The organism is Eubacterium album, assembly GCF_025336545.1.
In the GTDB taxonomy this organism is placed as follows: domain Bacteria; phylum Bacillota; class Clostridia; order Lachnospirales; family Lachnospiraceae; genus Eubacterium_U; species Eubacterium_U album.
Genome location: NZ_JAODBU010000013.1, coordinates 87611 through 106458, shown reverse-complemented (window position 1 = coordinate 106458; position 18848 = coordinate 87611). Strand labels below are relative to the sequence as shown.

At 29.9% G+C, this 18848-nt stretch carries 17 protein-coding genes; all 17 read left to right on the top strand.

Annotation, left to right across the window (positions count from 1 at the left end; translation table 11 throughout):
- Window positions 1-341: 341 nt before the first annotated feature.
- The 17 genes from N5B56_RS12435 to N5B56_RS12355 all read left to right on the top strand — a co-directional run bounded on the left by N5B56_RS12435 (window position 342) and on the right by N5B56_RS12355 (window position 18481).
- Window positions 342-1730 carry a leucine-rich repeat domain-containing protein gene (locus tag N5B56_RS12435; protein ID WP_260979109.1) on the top strand — a complete coding sequence of 463 codons (1389 nt, stop codon included), beginning with the start codon at window positions 342-344 and terminating at the stop codon, window positions 1728-1730.
- Window positions 1731-1774: 44 nt separating this feature from the next.
- Window positions 1775-3181, top strand: a complete 1407-nt coding sequence (locus N5B56_RS12430) for a leucine-rich repeat domain-containing protein (RefSeq protein ID WP_260979108.1) — start codon at window positions 1775-1777, stop codon at window positions 3179-3181.
- Window positions 3182-3283: 102 nt separating this feature from the next.
- On the top strand, window positions 3284-4258 hold the full coding sequence (locus N5B56_RS12425) for a hypothetical protein (RefSeq protein WP_260979107.1): 975 nt from the start codon (window positions 3284-3286) through the stop codon (window positions 4256-4258).
- Window positions 4259-4388: 130 nt separating this feature from the next.
- Window positions 4389-4943: an RNA polymerase sigma factor gene (locus N5B56_RS12420; protein WP_260979106.1), complete on the top strand. Its 555-nt coding sequence runs from the start codon at window positions 4389-4391 to the stop codon at window positions 4941-4943.
- Window positions 4943-5707 (top strand): DUF4367 domain-containing protein, encoded by a 765-nt coding sequence (locus N5B56_RS12415; RefSeq protein ID WP_260979105.1) that lies wholly within the window; start codon window positions 4943-4945, stop codon window positions 5705-5707. The genes N5B56_RS12420 and N5B56_RS12415 overlap by 1 nt, the downstream gene beginning before the upstream one ends.
- Window positions 5708-5810: 103 nt before the next feature.
- Window positions 5811-6242 carry an RNA polymerase sigma factor gene (locus N5B56_RS12410; RefSeq protein WP_260979123.1) on the top strand — a complete coding sequence of 144 codons (432 nt, stop codon included), beginning with the start codon at window positions 5811-5813 and terminating at the stop codon, window positions 6240-6242.
- Between the two features lie 69 nt (window positions 6243-6311).
- Window positions 6312-7487, top strand: a complete 1176-nt coding sequence (locus N5B56_RS12405) for a hypothetical protein (RefSeq protein WP_260979104.1) — start codon at window positions 6312-6314, stop codon at window positions 7485-7487.
- Between the two features lie 43 nt (window positions 7488-7530).
- A complete protein-coding gene (locus N5B56_RS12400; RefSeq protein ID WP_260979103.1) occupies window positions 7531-7935 on the top strand; it encodes an SH3 domain-containing protein in 405 nt (134 codons plus the stop codon).
- 131 nt (window positions 7936-8066) lie between these two features.
- Window positions 8067-9146: an RHS repeat-associated core domain-containing protein gene (locus N5B56_RS12395; RefSeq protein ID WP_487318535.1), complete on the top strand. Its 1080-nt coding sequence runs from the start codon at window positions 8067-8069 to the stop codon at window positions 9144-9146.
- A gap of 123 nt (window positions 9147-9269) precedes the next feature.
- Window positions 9270-9965 carry a HEAT repeat domain-containing protein gene (locus N5B56_RS12390; RefSeq protein WP_260979101.1) on the top strand — a complete coding sequence of 232 codons (696 nt, stop codon included), beginning with the start codon at window positions 9270-9272 and terminating at the stop codon, window positions 9963-9965.
- Between the two features lie 148 nt (window positions 9966-10113).
- The gene (locus tag N5B56_RS12385) at window positions 10114-11025 is read left to right on the top strand and encodes an RHS repeat domain-containing protein (protein WP_487318534.1); all 912 of its coding nucleotides are present in this window, start codon (window positions 10114-10116) and stop codon (window positions 11023-11025) included.
- 1 nt (window position 11026) lies between these two features.
- Entirely contained in the window at window positions 11027-12178 is a 1152-nt protein-coding gene (locus tag N5B56_RS12380) for a HEAT repeat domain-containing protein (protein WP_260979099.1), read from the top strand.
- A gap of 49 nt (window positions 12179-12227) precedes the next feature.
- A complete protein-coding gene (locus N5B56_RS12375) occupies window positions 12228-12923 on the top strand; it encodes a HEAT repeat domain-containing protein (RefSeq protein WP_260979098.1) in 696 nt (231 codons plus the stop codon).
- Window positions 12924-13205: 282 nt separating this feature from the next.
- Window positions 13206-14102 (top strand): hypothetical protein, encoded by an 897-nt coding sequence (locus N5B56_RS12370; protein ID WP_260979097.1) that lies wholly within the window; start codon window positions 13206-13208, stop codon window positions 14100-14102.
- Window positions 14103-14235: 133 nt separating this feature from the next.
- Window positions 14236-15504, top strand: a complete 1269-nt coding sequence (locus tag N5B56_RS12365; RefSeq protein WP_260979096.1) for a M16 family metallopeptidase — start codon at window positions 14236-14238, stop codon at window positions 15502-15504.
- Between the two features lie 478 nt (window positions 15505-15982).
- Entirely contained in the window at window positions 15983-17935 is a 1953-nt protein-coding gene (gene metG / locus N5B56_RS12360; protein WP_260979095.1) for a methionine--tRNA ligase, read from the top strand.
- Window positions 17936-18061: 126 nt separating this feature from the next.
- Window positions 18062-18481: a hypothetical protein gene (locus N5B56_RS12355; protein WP_260979094.1), complete on the top strand. Its 420-nt coding sequence runs from the start codon at window positions 18062-18064 to the stop codon at window positions 18479-18481.
- The last annotated feature ends 367 nt before the right edge of the window (window positions 18482-18848 follow it).

Here is an 18848-nt window from a genome sequence, read left to right as displayed (position 1 = left end):
ATGATATTTTTAAGTAACTAAATAATTTTATTAATTCCAACTATAAATAAGATAACAAAAAAATTAACAGTAAATTGGTGTAGCATATATGCTGCATAGACGATGTGACGATGACAAATAATAAGAAGTAAATCTGATGGATATTAAATGTGTATTATTGGATTTTACAAGCAGAGTAGTTGGAGGTGATGTAATAGTATAAATAATAAAATAATCAGAAGTAAAATAAATACTTATAATAATTGGAATTAATAATAGTTAAAAAATGCAATATTATATACGACAAATACGTTTGTTAAAGTAAGAACATTAAAATAAATGCATTAGCAGGAGGTAGTTCTATGAGTAAAAGAATATATAAATTTATCACAATCATGTTGGTGGCAGTTATGGTGTTATCCTGTTGGAGCGAGTGCGGAATAACAACAAACGTATACGCAGCTAAGCATGTTACTGTAACAAAAAATACGAAGCAGAATGTAAAGTGGAAACTTAAAAAAGGTGTACTTACAATATATGGGAAGGGAAAAATGCCAAATAATATGACCTTTGATTATGAAAAGTATAAGGGAAAAATAAAGAAGGTTATTATTAAAGAGGGAGTAGAGTCTGTTTGTGATAATGCATTTTATTTTATAAAAAGCATAAAAGAAGTGCAATTTCCAAAGTCATTAAAAGAAATAGGGGAAAATGCATTTGAGTATAATAAACTAAAAAAGGTTGAATTAAAGTCAAAAGTTAAAATTAAAGAAAACGGATTAGAACTTTATCATGCAAAATACATAAACATACCTATTAAAGGTGGAAAAATATCATTAAAAAATGGTGTGATGAACATAACCGGTAAAGGTGAAATACCTGTTAGAGTGGGAAATGCATATGTAAAAGAAATAAATATCGGAAAAGGAATAACAATCTTGCCAATGTGGGCATTTTCCGGAAGTGCTAATTTGAAAAAATTAAAGATTTCAAAGACAGTTGAAGAAATAAATGCAAATGCATTTTCAAAAACAGGATTGAAGGAAATTAATATACCATCTGGTGTAAAAAGAATCGGACCAAATATATTTAGCGAATGCAGTAAATTAACAAAAGTAACAATGCCGGGTGAATTTGAGTTTATAGCCAGGGATGGTGAAGAATCAACTCCAATGAGAAATGTAATTGATAAGAGAGATACAAATGTGGATGTTGTAAAATTTAATACACCATTGAATTTAGATGTTATATCAGGTATTGACACAAATAATTTCGTTGTAGTAAAAAATGACCCGAATTATAAAGTGATAAATGGAGTAATATATTCAAAAGACGGAAGAAATTTAGTAAGAGTGCCATCAAAGAGAACAGAACTAAAAGTTGAAGATGGATGTGAATATGTAGCATCATCAGCGTTTCTTTATGGATTGTATGAAAGCGATGGCGATGAGTGGTTTTTAAGATGTAGTAATTTGACAAAAATAGAACTTGCAAATTCAGTTAAGCAGATTTGTCTTGAAACAGATAATTATTATGATAGGACAGAAAAAAAGCAGTGTAACAAAATGGGAGATTATCTGGAAACAATAGAAACTTTAAGTATGAGAGATTTTAATTTGCAGGAAATAACTTATAAAGGAAGAACGGTAAAACCACAAACGTTTATTAAACAGATTTTTGGTAAAACAAGAAATAATGGTGTGCTTGATTTGACTGATGAATTAAACAACACTATTAAGTCAAATCAGTAAAAAGTTGTTAATTATGAAATTACAATCTTGTGGGAGGTAATTCTATGAGCAAAAGAATATCGAAATTTATCACAATAATGTTAGTGGCAGCTATGATGCTATCATGTTTGAGTGCCTATAATGCACCAACAAATGTATATGCTGCAAAACGAGCTAATGCTACAAAAAATATTAAGCAAAATAATAAAAAGAATAAAGTTAAATGGAAACTTAAAAAAGGTGTTCTCACTATATATGGTAAGGGAAAAATGCCGGAAAGTATGACATTTGATGCAGGAAAATATAGTGGAAAGATAAAGAAAGTAATTATCAAAGAAGGTGTAAAATCTGTCTGTGATGATGCATTTAGATTTGTTAAAGGAATCAAAAAAATAGAATTTCCAAAGACATTAAATAAAATCGGATGCCATGCATTTAATGAATCTGAAGTTAAAAATGTTAAATTTAAATCAGTTGTAGAGTTAGAAGAAGATGCAATTAATTTTACAAAAACAAAATACATAAACATGCCAATTAAAGGCGGAAAGATTACATTAAAAAATGGAGTAATGAATATAAAGGGACAGGGAAAAATTCCTAATTTTTCAGAAATTGATAGTTTAAGCAAAGTAAATATTGAAGAAGGAATTGAACAGATTCCACAAGCGGCATTCAGCGGAAGCGAAAATTTAAAAGAAATAAATATTCCAAGTACGGTTAAAGAAATAGGGAAATATGCATTTGCAGCAACCGGAATAGAAAAAATAGTAATTCCGGCAAGTGTAGAAAAGATTGCGGCAAATATAGTAAGGGGATGTGTAAATCTTACTGAAGTTACTATGCCGGGAAACTTTGAATGCTTAGGAAGTGATGTTGCAAAATATTATACAGATAGAGCGTTAACAAGAATTGAGCATAATAGAAAAATCGAAACAGTAAAATTTAATACTCCATTAAATATAGATGTAATAACTTCAATTCCGACAAACAATTTCGAAGTAATGGAAAATGACCCTAATTACAAATCAATAAATGGTGTAATTTATTCAAAAGATGGAAAGAAGCTTATAAGAATTCCATCAAGACGAAAAGAAGTTAAAGTTGAGCAGGGATGTGAAACAGTAGAGTCATCAGCATTTCTTTATGGAATGTATGAAGTGGGAACAAAAGTGTGGAATATTAATTGTAGTGAGTTGCAAAAGATAGAACTTTCATCAACAGTAAAAAACATCGAATTTGTACATGATGAATTTTATGATAAGTTGGAAAAGAAAAACTACTATAGCGATAAAGAAGAATTGGATTATGAGAAATATATGCTTGGCATGGATTTGAGAAATTTCAAAATATGTGAAGTATCATATAATGGAAAAACAATTAATCCACAGAATTATATTAAAGAACTAACAAAAGAACAAAACAACAATGGGCTTGGAGAAATGGTTAATGAAATTAATATGATGATAAAATAAAATATAGCATAACCAGGAATAAGTAAAACTATAAAAGATTTATATGATATTTTTGAGTAACTAAATAATGTGAAATAATAATAGAGAGAGGAGACAATAATTATGTCAAAGAAGGTAAGAGGTAAGGCTTTAATATTATTAATGGTATCTGTTTTGACAATGATGTGTCTTAATGTATATGGAAATACTACAAAGGTTACATATCAAGATGGATATTTAATGTTTGGAACATGGAACGGAAATGGAAATGCAACTGTAACAATAGGCAACGATTATTTGACAAAAGGTTCGGATGTTGCTAAATATAATGAATTTGAATATTTGGAATGTAATAAGAATACAGTTTCAAATAGTCATTTTTCTGTAGCAGAACAGAATGGAAATGTTGTTATTAGTTTAAATGAAAGTTATCTAAAAAGTTTGCAGGATGGAATGTACTCATTTAAAGCTGTATTTGCTAAGGCGATTATTCCTATTAGACTTTATGTTGTGACACATAAAATTGACTTTAAGGATGCAAGCTTTTCTTTTTCAAAATGGAACGGAAGTGGAAATGCCGAAGCATTATTGGAATCAAATACATTTTCACACACATTTTATGCAGATTTATTTAATCAATTGACATACAAAGGAATAAAAGTTGATGAATCTAATTATACAGTATCAACTATATCGGATGTTATGAAGATAGCATTAAAAGAAGAATATGTTAAGACTTTACCAGAGGGAGAAAGTTATTTTACAGTAGAATTTTCAGATTCATCTGTAATGATAAAATTGACTAAACCTATAAGTGTAAAGATTAATAAAACTAGAAATGTTAAAGCTACGTTAAAAAATAAAAAATTAAATATTACATGGAAAAAAGTTAAAAATGCAGATGGCTATGTGATAAAAGTTGGAGAAAATAAAAAATTAACGAAAAGTAAGAAAACAGTTAATGTAAAGAAAAATAAAGGTGTCATAAGAAAAGTGAATGCCAATAAAACTTATTACTTAAAAGTTAGGGCTTATAAGATAATTGATGGGAAAAAGAACTTTGGAGAATGGTCTAAGTTGATTAGATGTAATAAATAAAGAAAAATGAGAACCGAACATATTTTAGTGAAATTTATAAAATTTTTCATTAAAATGTGTTCGGTTTTGTGTTCAAATATCGTTTATAATATAGGGGAGAAATTTTACTAGTGAAAAAGGAATTGCGCAATTGAAGATTAACAATGAAAAAAAGAAAAGGGAGATAACCGGTTGGTATGAAAAGTATTACCGTATTATGAGGGCTAGGGCCCATGAGATAGTGGGAGATTATCACATAGCCGATGATATGGTAAGCGAAGCATTTATAAAAGTGTTTAATAATTATGAAGAGATACGAAAACTTGAGGAACCTCAGATTGCGTTTTATCTCATCAGTATAATCAGAAATATTTCAATTGATTATACAAGAAAGCAAAAACGCGAAAATGCACATGTAAACTTGGGATTTGAAGATAATGAAATCGAAAAAATACCTGATGACGATGAAAGCAAATATCCGGAAATAATTTATGCAAGAAAAGAATTGCAGGACAATTTGAAAAAATATATGGATAAATTGTCACAAAGGGATGCGGAGTTGATTGTGTATAAGTACTTGTGGAATATGAGTGAAAAAGAAATAAGTGAGATGTTTCATATAAAGCAGGAACAGGTTCATGTATATGTGGGAAGAGCAAAAAAGCGTCTTTTCAAGATTATTAAAAAAGAGATGGAGATAGAGTAATGAAGATGAAAAATGAAAGAGAGTTTGAACAATTATTAAAAAAAGCATCTTCAACGTATGTTGAAGAAAAAGGTGAAAAAATCATTGAGGAAGCAAATCAGTTAAATAAACAGAGTGGGGAGCCGCTACCTGAAAATTATACAAAGTTTATTGATGATTTGTTTACTGATAATCAAAATGTGCAATTCAATAAAAGTAAAGAAAAAAGGAACGGAATTCCCCTGTTTTACAAGGCAGCGGTAGTTGTTGCAGCAGTTATGATTGTATTTAATGTATCTGTTGTATCGGTACCGGCTATGAGAAGCGCAACTTTAGGATTTCTTGTTAAGGAGTCAAAAATAGCTACACAGATTCAGTCTAATGATGCTAATAAAGAAAATAACTCATGGTTAAATAAGGACAAGTTTGATATTGAATGGACGGAAGAATACAATGTAACATATTTGCCAGAAGGATTTAGTGCATTAACGTTATCGTGTAGCACGCTATCAAGATACATAGAATATGCAGACGGAAATGACAATAGTATTACACTTGGGCAGAATATTGATACTACAACATATTCAATAGATACGGAAAACGCAAAAGTAGAATATTTGGACATCAATGGAAAGAAAGCTATGTATGTTGAAAAAGAGTATGAGGAAATTGGAAATACAAATAAGTTGTTATGGAAAGAGGATGATTATTTTATAGGATTAGATGGAATCGGAGTTACCAAAGAAGAATTGGTTAAGGTAGCGGAGAGTGTGAAAAAAAACTAAAAATTTACGGGAACCATTTCGGTGATTCAAGTGTCTAATATATAGAGACGTCTCAAAAAAGAAAAAACAGAGGTAACAAAATGACAAAAGATGATTTTGCCGGATCGATAAAAAATATGAAGGGCAGATGTATAGGTTTGCTTTAAGCATAGTAAGAAATGAAACAGATGCAGAGGATGTTGTTTCAGAAACTATAAGGAAAGCATACGAAAATCTGAATAAATTAAAAAATAGAAGAAAGTTTAAGCAGTGGATTATGTCTATTTTGTCAAATGAAGCTAAAAGAATGCTATCAAAAAGAAATAGAGAAATTTTAACAGATACAGAGAGTGCATTTGAAAATGAGTATTATATGACTGATTTCGAGCTTAAACAATTAGTAATGAGTCTTCCGGCTGAATTTAGAGAAGTAGTTATTTTGTATTATTATGAAAGATTTACGATAAAAGAAATATCGCAAATTTTAGAAGTGTCAGGAGGGACAGTAAAATCCAGATTGAGTAGAGCAAGGGAAAAACTTAGATTACTTTTATAGTATAAAGATAAATTTTTATTTAGAAGTATTTAGAGGATTTTACTGAGATGAAAGTGCAAAGAGGTAGAGATGAATAAAGTTGATAAGAAAATATTTGAGATGGCTAAAAATGAAAGAATAGAGGTGCCGAAAACTTATGAAGAAAAAGTACAGAAAATTTTGGATGAATTACCAGAAAACCAGGTTGAGGGAAAACATAAACTAAAAATCAGATTGACATTTGTTATTGCAGCAATATTAGTGCTTATAATGTCAATTGCAGTAGGAGCGACAATTAATGTAATTTCAAAACGAATGAATGATATGTCAAAAAAAGAAAAAAAGCAATTAGTTGTTGATATGGACAAATCAAATGCAGAAAAAGATTCTTATTCTAGAAAACTTACAGATTCTGAGTGGGAAAGAATGGATGTGTTGAGAGAACAATATGAAAAAGAAGGAAGATTTCCTGAAGGTAAACTTTCTGTAGTAGATAATGAAGGCGATGCAATAGAAGGACAGATTACATTTGTAACAACAACAAGAACTTATGTAATACCTAAAGAAGAAATGACAGACGAACAGATTTTACAAATAATTGATTATGGATATAAGGAGGATTACAGTTTAAGACAAGAGCATAGAGGAACACAGGAAAATTATGATGAAAATGTATCTAATGAACAGTTAGCTGAAAATGATAAAAAAATAATTAACAGAAATGAAATGACTAAAGAAGAAGTAATAGAATTGGCAGCTGAATATGCGAAAAACATTTACGATATTGATACAAGCAAATATGATGTGGAAGCAAATGTAAATGAGGATTCCGGTTATGAGATACATTTTCAAAAGAACAATAGCATAATAGTTAACATAGATGCGAAAAATAAAAAGTTAGAATACATCCATAATGATACATATGAAAACGAAAATACTGATCAAAAAGTGGATGAAAATTTATTTAAAGAATGCGCAAAATCAGTTAAGAAAAATATTGTTGAGGAAGCAAAAATTGCAGATGTAGATTCGAAATATCATTACGAATATACTTTAACTGAAAATAAAAAAGTTCAGGCAGGCATAATGAGCTATTATTTTGAAAAGAGCAATGGTGAAGTGGTGCAAATCAGATTCAATTGTAAAGAAAAGAAAATAATTGATGTTGCAATATATACTGAAAAACAATATAAGACAAAGAGCAAAATAAGAGAAAAGCAGTATAAGGAAATTGGTTTGAAAAGGGTAAGTGTAGAGATAAATTGAAATTATTAATTTCAATTATATAAGAAAAAGGAGAGGTAAGAAAATGAAGAAAAAAATGATTAAATGGGCATTATGCATATGGTGTGGAGCTGCAGTTATGATGACAAATAATGTTATGGCAAATTGCGTTGATGAGACTGGCATAAATGATGAAATAGTTGAAGCTACTATTCAAATTGATATGCAGCAAGAAATAAATATGATTGATATTCAATATTCAACTGCAAGTTATATTGGTGGAGTAGTTGTGGGAAACGGAATAGCATTGAGAACAGGACCGGGAGCAAGCAACACAATACTTGAAAGAATGTATAATAAGGAAAAAGTAAAAGTTAATTTAACTAAATCTAATAGGGAATGTCCAAGTGGTAGATGGTATTATTTGCAAAGAACAAAAACAGGAACATGGGGATGGGCAAGTACAGAATATATAAATATTTATGATTAAGTAAAATAATTGAAAATTAAATACTAAAGATTGTATTGTGAATAACATTAAAACATAATCCTTAAGCATAACCAGGTGTGTCATATAGAATCTCACTTATCGGAAAGGTTAATGCTTAAGGATTTTTTTAGATAGGTGAAACATCGACAGTAACTGAGACAGTACAGAAAGAATATGATGTAAACAATCAGTTGACAAAGGTTATATGTAGAAATGGAAATACAAATGGAGAAATAAGGTATACACAGGAAAATGCATATAATTATGACGGAAAAAGAATTGAAAAAAATGATAATGGAACAGTAACTAATTATTTTTATCAGGGAGAGGTTGTATTATATACAACGGATGAAAGTGGAAATGTTACAAGTCATAATATTATAGGACCTCAGAATAATATTATTGCGACAATACGTTATGAAAATGAGGGTGAGCATTCATACTTTTACAACAAAGATATACGTACAAGTGTATCCAATATAATAGATGAAAACGGACAAGCGATAGCAAGTTACAAATATGGAGATTATGGAAAAACAACAAAGGTCGGAAATTTAAATTTCTATAATGAAATATGCTACACATCAGGAGTATATGATGAATTAACAGGACTTTATTATTTTAATTCAAGATATTATAACCCTGATACAGCTACATTTATTACGCAGGACAGTTACAGGGGAGAAATAGATAGTTATGAAACATGGAATTTGTACGCGTATTGTGGAGGAAATCCTATTAATTATGTAGACCCGAGCGGACATAATGCAATAGCAGTACCGCTTTATGGTTATGGAGTTGCTAATGTGTGGAATCCAACCGGATGGATAACGTTAACAATAGCAGGGGCGATAACGGCTGGAAGTATAATATATTTGGGCGGTAAGGCATATGAAGCATATAAGGTAAGAAATATTTCTGAAACAAAAGTAAGAGTAAAGGTGAAAACAGAAATAGTACCAAAGAAAAGTTTGGTGGATATAAATCCGGTTAGAACAAAAGGAAACGAGAACGTGAAAGAGACGGATTTAATTGGTATTCCAAATGAAGAACTTCTTGGAAGATTAAAAGATCCAACAACTACTAAGAAGGAAAAACAGAAGATAAGAAGTCATTTGAAAGCATATCAAGAAATAAATAAGCAAAAAACCAGAGGGAAGAAAAAAAGTAAAAACAAAAGCAAAAACAAAGGAAAAAGTAAACATAAATAATATGGCTTAAGGAAATGTAAAATGCTATAAGTATATTAAATTTAGAAAGAAACAATTTACAGTTTTATATGAATTTGAAAATAGTATTATATGTTTTTTATACACATTTACAGGAGGAGAAAAATGAAATTTAGAGAAAAAGAAAAAATATTGAGACAAATAGAGGAAAAATCATATGAGGAAGAACTGGATGAAAATGATTACAAAATATTAAATGAATTATCTTATGATAAAGAAGTTATGATTAGAGATCTTGTTGCGGAAATTTTAGTTGAATCAAGTAATGAAAAAGGAGAAGAAATATTGTTACGCCTAACTAATGATAAGGAGTGGCTGGTAAGAGCGGATGCCTGCGACTCATTATGTATAAGCGAATCTGTTACAACTTACAATCTGCTAAAAAAAATAGCAAAAAAGGATACGAGTGGTTACGTAAGAGGATATGCAATATTGTCATTAGGAGATATAGCGGATAAGATTAATAAAGAAGATGAATTACTAGAATATCTAGAAGACAGATTGAAACATGAAAAAGTACAATTTACAAAAATAAATATATGTACTGTTTTATATAACTTAGGTCGCAAAGAATATTTTGGCAAACTGTTATCAATGATAAACTCGAAAAAATATACAAACAGAGGTGCAGTAGTAAATTGTTTGAAATATATTGCAAATGAGAGCAATAGAGATATGATAATTAATGTGCTATTGGAGCATAAGAAAAAGGAAACAGCAATGTCGGTTATTTATACAATTAATGATGCAATTAAAGAAATAGAAGAAATGGATGAGATGGAAGAGGATAGTGATGAGTAGAAATACAAATTTTATAATGTGATATTCGTGTGCTATAGCGTTGGGAAATAGGGAATAATATTAAAACATAATCCTTAAGCATAACCATAACCAGGTGTTTCATATAGAATTTCACTTATCGGAAGGTTAATGCTTAAGGATTTTTTAGATAGGTGAAACATCGACAGTACAGAAAGAATATGATGCAAACAATCAGTTAACAAAGGTTACATGCAGAAATGGAAGTACAAGTGGAAAAATAAAGTATACACAGGAAAATACATATGATTATGACGGAAAAAGAATTTCCAAAAATGATAATGGTGCAGTAACTAACTATTTTTATCAGGGAGAAGTTGTGTTATACACAACAGATGAAAGCGAAAATATTACGAGCCATAATATAATAGGACCACAGAATAATATTATTGCGACAATACGTTGTGAAAATGAAAATGAGCATTCATATTTTTACAACAAAGATATACGTACAAGTGTATCCAATATAATAGATGAAAATGGACAGGCGATAGCAAGTTACAAATATGGAGATTATGGAAAAACAACAAAGGTCGGAAATTTAAATTTCTATAATGAAATATGCTACACATCAGGAGTATATGATGAATTAACAGGACTTTATTATTTTAATTCAAGATATTATAACCCTGATACAGCTACATTTATTACGCAGGACAGTTACAGGGGAGAAATAGATAGTTATGAAACATGGAATTTGTACGCGTATTGTGGAGGAAATCCTATTAATTATGTAGATCCGAGTGGACATTTTGTAGTAGCGATTCCATTAGTTGAATATTATTTTATAAGTGCAGTAGTATCTATTGTAGTAACAAAAGAAGCTATTGATGTTGTGTCGGCAAAAAGACATAAAACAAAAGAATATAATACAGATCCATATGGTAGAAATAATCAAAAGAAGCAAGGGCGAGAAAATAAAAATAAGAATAGAACAAAAGAAAACTACAAACCTAAAAACAATAAGAGGAATAATATGCCAGCTAAACCAAAAAAACATACACCAGGTAGAGGTCATAATAAATATAAAGGAAGAAAATAATATGAATATATGGAATTGCGACAATTGGGAAAAAGTTTATAAAGGTAATAATATACGCAATGGTTTAAGATTGAGATTTGATGTTAATGTTGATGAAGAAGTTAAATTAGCATTAAAGGATTTTGCAAAACACTTAAGGAAAGAATATAGCTTTCCGTATAGAGTAAATGTATATGTAAAATCTAAAATGAAAATCAAGGCTATAGATGGTGAATTGGTAGATGGTACTTTTTGGGGTCCCTATGATAAACTTGAAGAACCATTTATAAGAATTTCAGTAGGAGATTATTGTAAAGAAAAAATAAAAAGAGGAAGGAGGAATGTATTAATATCATATTGTCATGTTATGGCTCATGAATTGACGCATTATTTTCAATGGATAAATCAAATGAAATTAACAGAAATAGGAGAAGAGAGACAGGCTAAAGAATATGCAGATATAATTGTAGGAGATTATATATACATAAAAAACAAGGAAAAATATGATTTGTTGGAGAAGATAGAAAAAAATATAGAGGAAAGAAACTTTAATGAATATGAATTGCAAGTATTAGATAAATTATCATGGGATGAAGAAAATGGTATAAGAGAAAAAGTTGCAGAGATGTTAATTCATTCTGATACTGATAAAGGTGTAAAAATATTGTTACGATTGACTGGTGATAATGATTCATCAGTAAGAGCTGAAGCATGTGACTCATTATGTATTGGTAAAACTTTAGTGGAATATGAGACATTAAAAAAAATTGCTCAAATAGATAAAGCAGATAATGTAAGGGGCTATGTAATACGATCATTGGAAGATGTTGCACGTAGGTTACATAAAGAAAATGAACTTGTAGAATTTTTAGAAGGAAAAATAAAAAACAAGGAAAAGCCATTTATAAAAATATGTATATACACATCGTTATACGTTATTGGAAAAGAAAATTATTTATATAATTTATTGGAAATGATTAATGAAAAAAATTATATAAATAGGATTTCAGTAATAAATAGTCTGGATTATATTGCAAGTGAAAATAATAAAGATGAAATACTTAGGGTATTAAAGGAACGTAGAAGTAATGAGAATAAAAGAATTGTAATTAGCTCGATAGAAGAGTTAATAAACGATTTAAAAAACGACTTGTTTTGGGATAGAGAACTATAAAATTACATTAACCTGTTGGAAAATATATACATTTACAGGAGGATAAAGGATGAAATATAAAGAAAAAATAAAAGTATTGGCACGGTTAGATGATAAAGCATATGAGGAGGAATTCGATGAAGATGATTATAGGATATTAAAGGAATTATCGTATGATAAAGAACTGACTATTAGAGCTCTTGTTGCAAGAATTTTAGTCGACTCAAGTGATGAAAAAGGAGAAGAAATATTATTACGCTTAACTAATGATAAGGAATGGCTGGTAAGAACTGAAGCATGTGATTCGTTGGGCATAAGTGAATCGGTTACAACTTACAATATACTAAAAAAAATAGCAAAAAAAGATACAAGCGGTTATGTAAGAGGATACGCAATAATATCATTAGGAGATATAGCGGTTAAGATTCACAAAGAAAATGAATTAATAAAATTTTTGGAAGAAATGTTGATGCATGAAAAAACAGAATTTACCAAAATAAACATATATACTGTTTTATATAACTTAGGTCAAAAAGAATATTTTGGCAAACTGTTATCAATGACAAATTCAAAAAAATATTCTAATAAATGCGCAGTAGTAAACAGTTTGAAAGATATTGCAAATGAGAGCAATAGAGATATGATAATTAGTATATTATTAGAATATAAAGAAAAGGAAACTGCAAGGTCAGTTATTTATACAATTGATGATGCAATAAAAAAAATAGAAGAAATGGATGAGATGGAAGAGGATAGTGATGAGTAGAAATACAAATTTTATAATGTGATATTCGTGTGCTATAGCGTTGGGAAATAGGGAATAATATTAAAACATAATCCTTAAGCATGACCAAGTGTTTCATATAGAATTTCACTTATCGGAAGGTTAATGCTTAAGGATTTTTTAGATAGGTGAAACATCGACAGTACAGAAAGAATATGATGCAAACAATCAGTTTACAAAGGTTACATGCAGAAATGGAAGTACAATTGAAAATGCATAATGTATACATAATTAATATGTTTATAGAAAGAAACGGAGACTAATATGAAGAAAATATTAACTATAATGACTATATCAATAATAGTCTTAGTTGGTTGCGACACATCAGAAAATATCACAACTAAAAAAGAAAAAATAAAAACGTCAACAGATTATTATAAAGATGAGATTAAGAAACTGACTGATAAAGATATATATAAAATGATTGTTGAGGATTATGATAACGACGGCGAAAAAGAAGCTTTTATTTTAGCTAATAAAGAGGAGAAAAAAGAAAATAAATTTGAATTATGGTTTTTAAGTGGAAAAAATAGTCAAAAACTGTCGGATGAATTTGTTGCAACAGAAGATACAACAATTGAGTTGTTTATAAAAAATAAAAACTATATTATTTTTAATGTTGCACAATTAAGGCAGAATGACAGTATGTATACAGAAATATATAAAGTAAAAGAAAATAAGGCAGTAAAGGTTTTTGAACAAAATAAGATAAATTTATTTTTAGAAAACGAAGAATTATATGCATATGATTATTCATATTCTGTGCTACAGCCGGAATTTAATGAATGGATGAGTTTGTCTCAGCAAAAGTATCATATTAAATGGAATGGCAAGAAAGAAATGTGTCAGGACTATGATGTTAAGACATTATCGGAAGAAAAATTTAGCAAAATTTCTAAAGCTGATGATGTAAAAAATTTAATAAAAAAACAAATTAAAAAAAGATATGGAAAAAAGACTACAAATATTGAGTACAAGTATTTTGAAAGAGAAGATAAAAGTGTAGATATTAATATTATTGTAACGACAAAGGACGGAAGTAAATATAAACATTATGTTTCTACGTCTGTAATTAACAATACATTAGGAACAAATATAATAATGAGTGAAGGCAATAAAGAAAAATACTTATTTAAAAGTTTAAATGAGCTGACTAACTAATAAAGAAAATATAATTATATATTTCTAGACATATATGAGGAGAAGAAATATTGATGCATGAAAAAACAGAATTTACCAAAATAAACATATATACTGTTTTATATAACTTAGTTTAGTAAGGGAGAAAAGATACATGCGAGTAAGCAAATTGTCAAATGGATTAACATTTATATTTTATCCAATTCAATATGCAAAATCAGTTGAAATTGGATTATATGTGAAAGCAGGTTCGAGATATGAAACCAAAAGAAATAATGGAATTACACATTTGCTTGAACATATACATTTTAGACAACTTGGTGAAATGTCTCAAGAAGAGATATATCAAGAGACAGAATGTATGGGAAGCTCTTTGCAAGGTACAACATACAAAGAGATGATGAATTACAGAATGAAAGTCAGACCCCAATATTTGAAAAAGAGTTTGTTGCTTTTTAAAAAAATCTTAACTACATTTAATTGGACAGATGAGCAGCTGGAAAGTGAAAAAAAGATTGTTCTCAATGAAATATATGAAAAAGAGGATGAAGAGGAACTACAGCAGATTTCGGATAAAGCAATTTGGAAAGAACATTCATTATCGCAATCAATACTAGGAGAAGAACGAGTTATAAAAAAAATCAGTTTAGAGGAATTAGTAAAATATAAAAAGGATATATTTTGCAAGGAAAATATCGTTTTTGTTATTACAGGAGCTGTTGAAGAAGATGATATTGAATCAATTACTAAGCAGTTTGAAAGAATTCCAATTAATGATAACGAAAAAAATTATATTGATAAAAATATTTTAGAGGTACAATTTCAAAGAGAACCTAATATAGTTGTGAAAGAATATTCTTCGTGGAATATATTAGATGTTCAGTTATCGTTTGATGTGAATTTAAAATTAATTAGAGAAAATGAACTTCTGTTTTTAAATAGTATTATAGGTGGTGGTGATGGCTCTCGATTGCAAAAAGAGATACGTGAAAAGATGGGGCTAGTATATGATATATATTCGTATGTGGAAATTTATAATGATGCAGCAGTTTTATCAATCTTTTTTTCTATCGAAAAAAAGAACTTACAAGCAGGTTTGCAAAAAATTATGTGGATTATAAAAAATCTAAGAGAAAATATATCGCAAAGGGATATAGATATGAATATGACTTTTTTCACGGACAACCTATGGTTTTGGCTAGAAGACTCCAATGAATTAAACTTTCAGATGGGATATGATTTCATAAAGAAAAAAGAATTATTAACAATCAAAGAAAAAATTAAGGAAAATAAAAAAATAGATTATTATCGTTTGAGAGAAGTATCAAATGTTATATTCAGAAATCAAAACATTTCTTTGATTGTAATGGGTGATGCAAAGGGATTGACGAGGCAGAGGTTGAAAGAGTGGTTGGAAATATAGACAATTCAGCTTTCAATATTGACAAATAAACATAAAAATAATACACTCATAGTAATTGGCATAATTAAACGCAATGAAGAGAAGAGTACATGGGAATACAGTTTACAGAGAGTCTGATTAGGTGAAAGCAGACAACAGGTTGAACTATGGAAGATGGACTTGGAGCGGCATGGGCGAGCATAAAGTAAACCTGTGACGGATACACCCGTTAAAGTGAAATGAGATTTGGATATAGTTTTGTTAGTGGATTAAGAATAGTATTTGAATACAGTAATTAATGATACTAATATCTGAATAAAGTAAAGTGGTACCACGAAGTTAAAGCACTCTCGTCTTTGCATAAAGAAGAGAGTGCTTATTTTAATTTAGTACCACTACGGGCGACAGGCAACGTAATTGTACTTTCGTTGATTTTGTCAATTCCTATGAAACTATATTCGGGAGTTTTTAGAATAAATAAAAAAGGAGTTTATTTGAAATGGAAAAGAAACCATATTATTTGACAACAGCCATTGCTTACACATCAGGTAAGCCACATATTGGAAACACATACGAAGCAATCCTTGCAGACAGCATTGTACGTTATAAGAGACAGCAGGGTTATGATGTAAGATTCCAGACAGGAACAGATGAACATGGACAGAAGGTTGAATTAAAGGCAGCAGAAAAAGGTGTAACACCAAAGGAATTTGTAGATGAAGTATCAGGAGAAATCAGACGAATTTGGGATTTGGTAGGAACATCTTATGATAAATTTATCAGAACAACAGATGAAGACCACGAAAAACAGGTTCAGAAGATTTTCAAAAAATTATATGATCAGGGTGATATTTACAAAGGTGAATACGAAGGAATGTATTGTACACCATGTGAATCATTCTTTACAACATCACAGTTAGTAGATGGCAAATGTCCTGACTGTGGAAGAGAATGTACACCTGCAAAGGAAGAAGCATATTTCTTTAGAATGAGCAAATATGCGGACAGATTGATTGAACATATAAATACTCATCCTGAATTTATTCAGCCGGAATCAAGAAAAAATGAAATGATGAACAATTTCCTTCTTCCGGGTCTTCAGGATTTATGCGTATCAAGAACATCATTTAAATGGGGTGTTCCTGTAGACTTTGATCCAAAGCATGTTATTTATGTATGGATTGATGCGTTATCAAACTATATTACAGGACTTGGATACGATGTAGATGGAAATCACGGTGAATTATATAAGAAGTATTGGCCTGCAGACCTTCACTTAATTGGAAAAGATATCTTAAGATTCCATACAATTTACTGGCCAATTATGTTAATGGCATTAGACGTTCCACTTCCAAAGCAGATATTTGGACATCCATGGTTACTTCAGGGTGGAGAAAAAATGAGCAAGTCAAAAGGAAACATCATTTATGCTGATGACCTTGCAAGCTTATTTGGAGTAGATGCAGTAAGATACTTCGTTCTTCATGAAATGCCATTTGAAAACGATGGAACAATTACTTGGGAATTAATGGTTGAAAGAATGAATTCTGACCTTGCAAACACACTTGGAAATCTTGTAAACAGAACAATTTCAATGTCAAATAAATACTTTGGCGGTGTTGTAAATAACGCAGGTGTTGCAGAAGAAGTTGATGAAGACTTAAAGAAAGTTGTTCTTGAAACTCAGGTTAAGGCATCTAATAAAATGGACGATTTAAGGGTTGCGGATGCAATTACTGAAATCTTCACAATGTTTAAGAGATGCAATAAATACATTGATGAAACAATGCCTTGGGCATTAGCAAAGGATGAAGAAAAGAAGGCAAGACTTGAAACAGTTCTTTACAATTTAATTGAAAGTATTACAATAGGAGCAAGTCTTTTAGAGCCATTCATGCCTGAAACATCAAAGAAGATTCTTGAACAGTTAAACACACAGGCAAGAGCATTTGATGATATGACTGAATTTGGAAAATATCCATCAGGAAATAAGGTTACAGAAAAACCGGAAATCTTATTTGCAAGATTAGACATTAAAGATGTAATGCCAAAGGTAGAAGAAATTCAGGCAAAACAGAAAGCAGAAGCAGCACCGGAAGAAAAATATCCGGAAGTTGAACCAAAAGAAGAAATCACAATTGATGATTTTGATAAAGTACAGATTCGTGTTGGTGAAGTATTAAAATGCGAGCCGGTTCCAAAGGCAAAGAAACTTTTAGTTTCACAGATTCGTATTGGAAATGAAGTACGACAGATTGTATCAGGTATTGCAAAATATTACAAACCGGAAGAAATGGTTGGTAAGAAGGTTGCAGTTATTACAAATTTAAAACCTTGCAAGCTTTGTGGCGTAGAATCACAGGGAATGATTCTTGCAGCAGCAGATGATGATGGAAACCTTTCAGTAATGACATTAGACAAAGATATGCCTGCAGGAAGTGAAATCTGTTAAAATATAATAGAATATGTTTAATGGTTGAATAAAAGAAAATTATTCAAGTTGTTTGTCAGATTGTATTTAACGACAAAATAATATTTGTTGGAAAGTTTATTTAAGATGTATTTAAGGGAGCAGGTTATGACAGTAAATAAATGGATTAAAAACAGAATATTTGCAATTGCCATTTTATTGTCAATTATTTTTAGCTCAGGCTATTCTTCTTATGCTGTCACAGTATTTGCAAATCAGAATGATTATGCTCATACAGAAAGTATTAAGCAGGAAGCAAAAAGAGTTAAAAGTGAATGTCTGTGTTCTGAAAAAAATGCACAAATACAGATTAAAAGAACTGTAGATGGAACTTCAAAAGAAGCAAAATCAAGAAACAGACATCAGCAACCGTTTATTTATGGAGCAATATTTTCACACAATTTATTTCCGGGAGGAGTTAGTGTAAAGAGTGTTTCAGGTTTATATACTTTTAATAAACGGAAGAATTACAATATAGTTTATATACACAACCAGGATGGCAAAAAGAGAGTGCTGACTATTACATAGATAAAATCTTTTGTAATAGGAGGTGTGTGTTATGGCAATGAATATAGTAGCTATTATTTTAGCTGTTGTATGTGTTGCAGCAGGAGTAGCCTGCTGGTGGACACAAAGACCTGGCGATGATGAATAATAAAGTAAATTAAAAGAGACCTTTGACGGAAATTATTAAATTAAGAGGCGATGCATAATCCGGTTTAATTTAATAAAAGTACGTCAAAGGTCTTTGTATATAAGATGAAAATTATTTTAATCAGGATTGGTTTTGAAATATGATTGTAAGTGTCACAAGTGTTGCAAGCAACTCTTTATTCGAGTATAATGAGTGAGGATATGTTACGGGAAAAAGATGGATTTTATAAATATAATGTTG

Excerpts from the sequence above, each read along its gene's own strand:
- metG (WP_260979095.1), top strand. The coding sequence starts at position 15,983 with ATGGAAAAGAAACCATATTATTTGACAACAGCCATTGCTTACACATCA.
- N5B56_RS12425 (WP_260979107.1), top strand. The coding sequence starts at position 3,284 with ATGTCAAAGAAGGTAAGAGGTAAGGCTTTAATATTATTAATGGTATCT.
- N5B56_RS12380 (WP_260979099.1), top strand. The coding sequence starts at position 11,027 with ATGAATATATGGAATTGCGACAATTGGGAAAAAGTTTATAAAGGTAAT.
- N5B56_RS12365 (WP_260979096.1), top strand. The coding sequence starts at position 14,236 with ATGCGAGTAAGCAAATTGTCAAATGGATTAACATTTATATTTTATCCA.
- N5B56_RS12370 (WP_260979097.1), top strand. The coding sequence starts at position 13,206 with ATGAAGAAAATATTAACTATAATGACTATATCAATAATAGTCTTAGTT.
- N5B56_RS12415 (WP_260979105.1), top strand. The coding sequence starts at position 4,943 with ATGAAGATGAAAAATGAAAGAGAGTTTGAACAATTATTAAAAAAAGCA.
- N5B56_RS12390 (WP_260979101.1), top strand. The coding sequence starts at position 9,270 with ATGAAATTTAGAGAAAAAGAAAAAATATTGAGACAAATAGAGGAAAAA.
- N5B56_RS12430 (WP_260979108.1), top strand. The coding sequence starts at position 1,775 with ATGAGCAAAAGAATATCGAAATTTATCACAATAATGTTAGTGGCAGCT.
- N5B56_RS12435 (WP_260979109.1), top strand. The coding sequence starts at position 342 with ATGAGTAAAAGAATATATAAATTTATCACAATCATGTTGGTGGCAGTT.
- N5B56_RS12375 (WP_260979098.1), top strand. The coding sequence starts at position 12,228 with ATGAAATATAAAGAAAAAATAAAAGTATTGGCACGGTTAGATGATAAA.
- N5B56_RS12400 (WP_260979103.1), top strand. The coding sequence starts at position 7,531 with ATGAAGAAAAAAATGATTAAATGGGCATTATGCATATGGTGTGGAGCT.
- N5B56_RS12405 (WP_260979104.1), top strand. The coding sequence starts at position 6,312 with ATGAATAAAGTTGATAAGAAAATATTTGAGATGGCTAAAAATGAAAGA.
- N5B56_RS12355 (WP_260979094.1), top strand. The coding sequence starts at position 18,062 with ATGACAGTAAATAAATGGATTAAAAACAGAATATTTGCAATTGCCATT.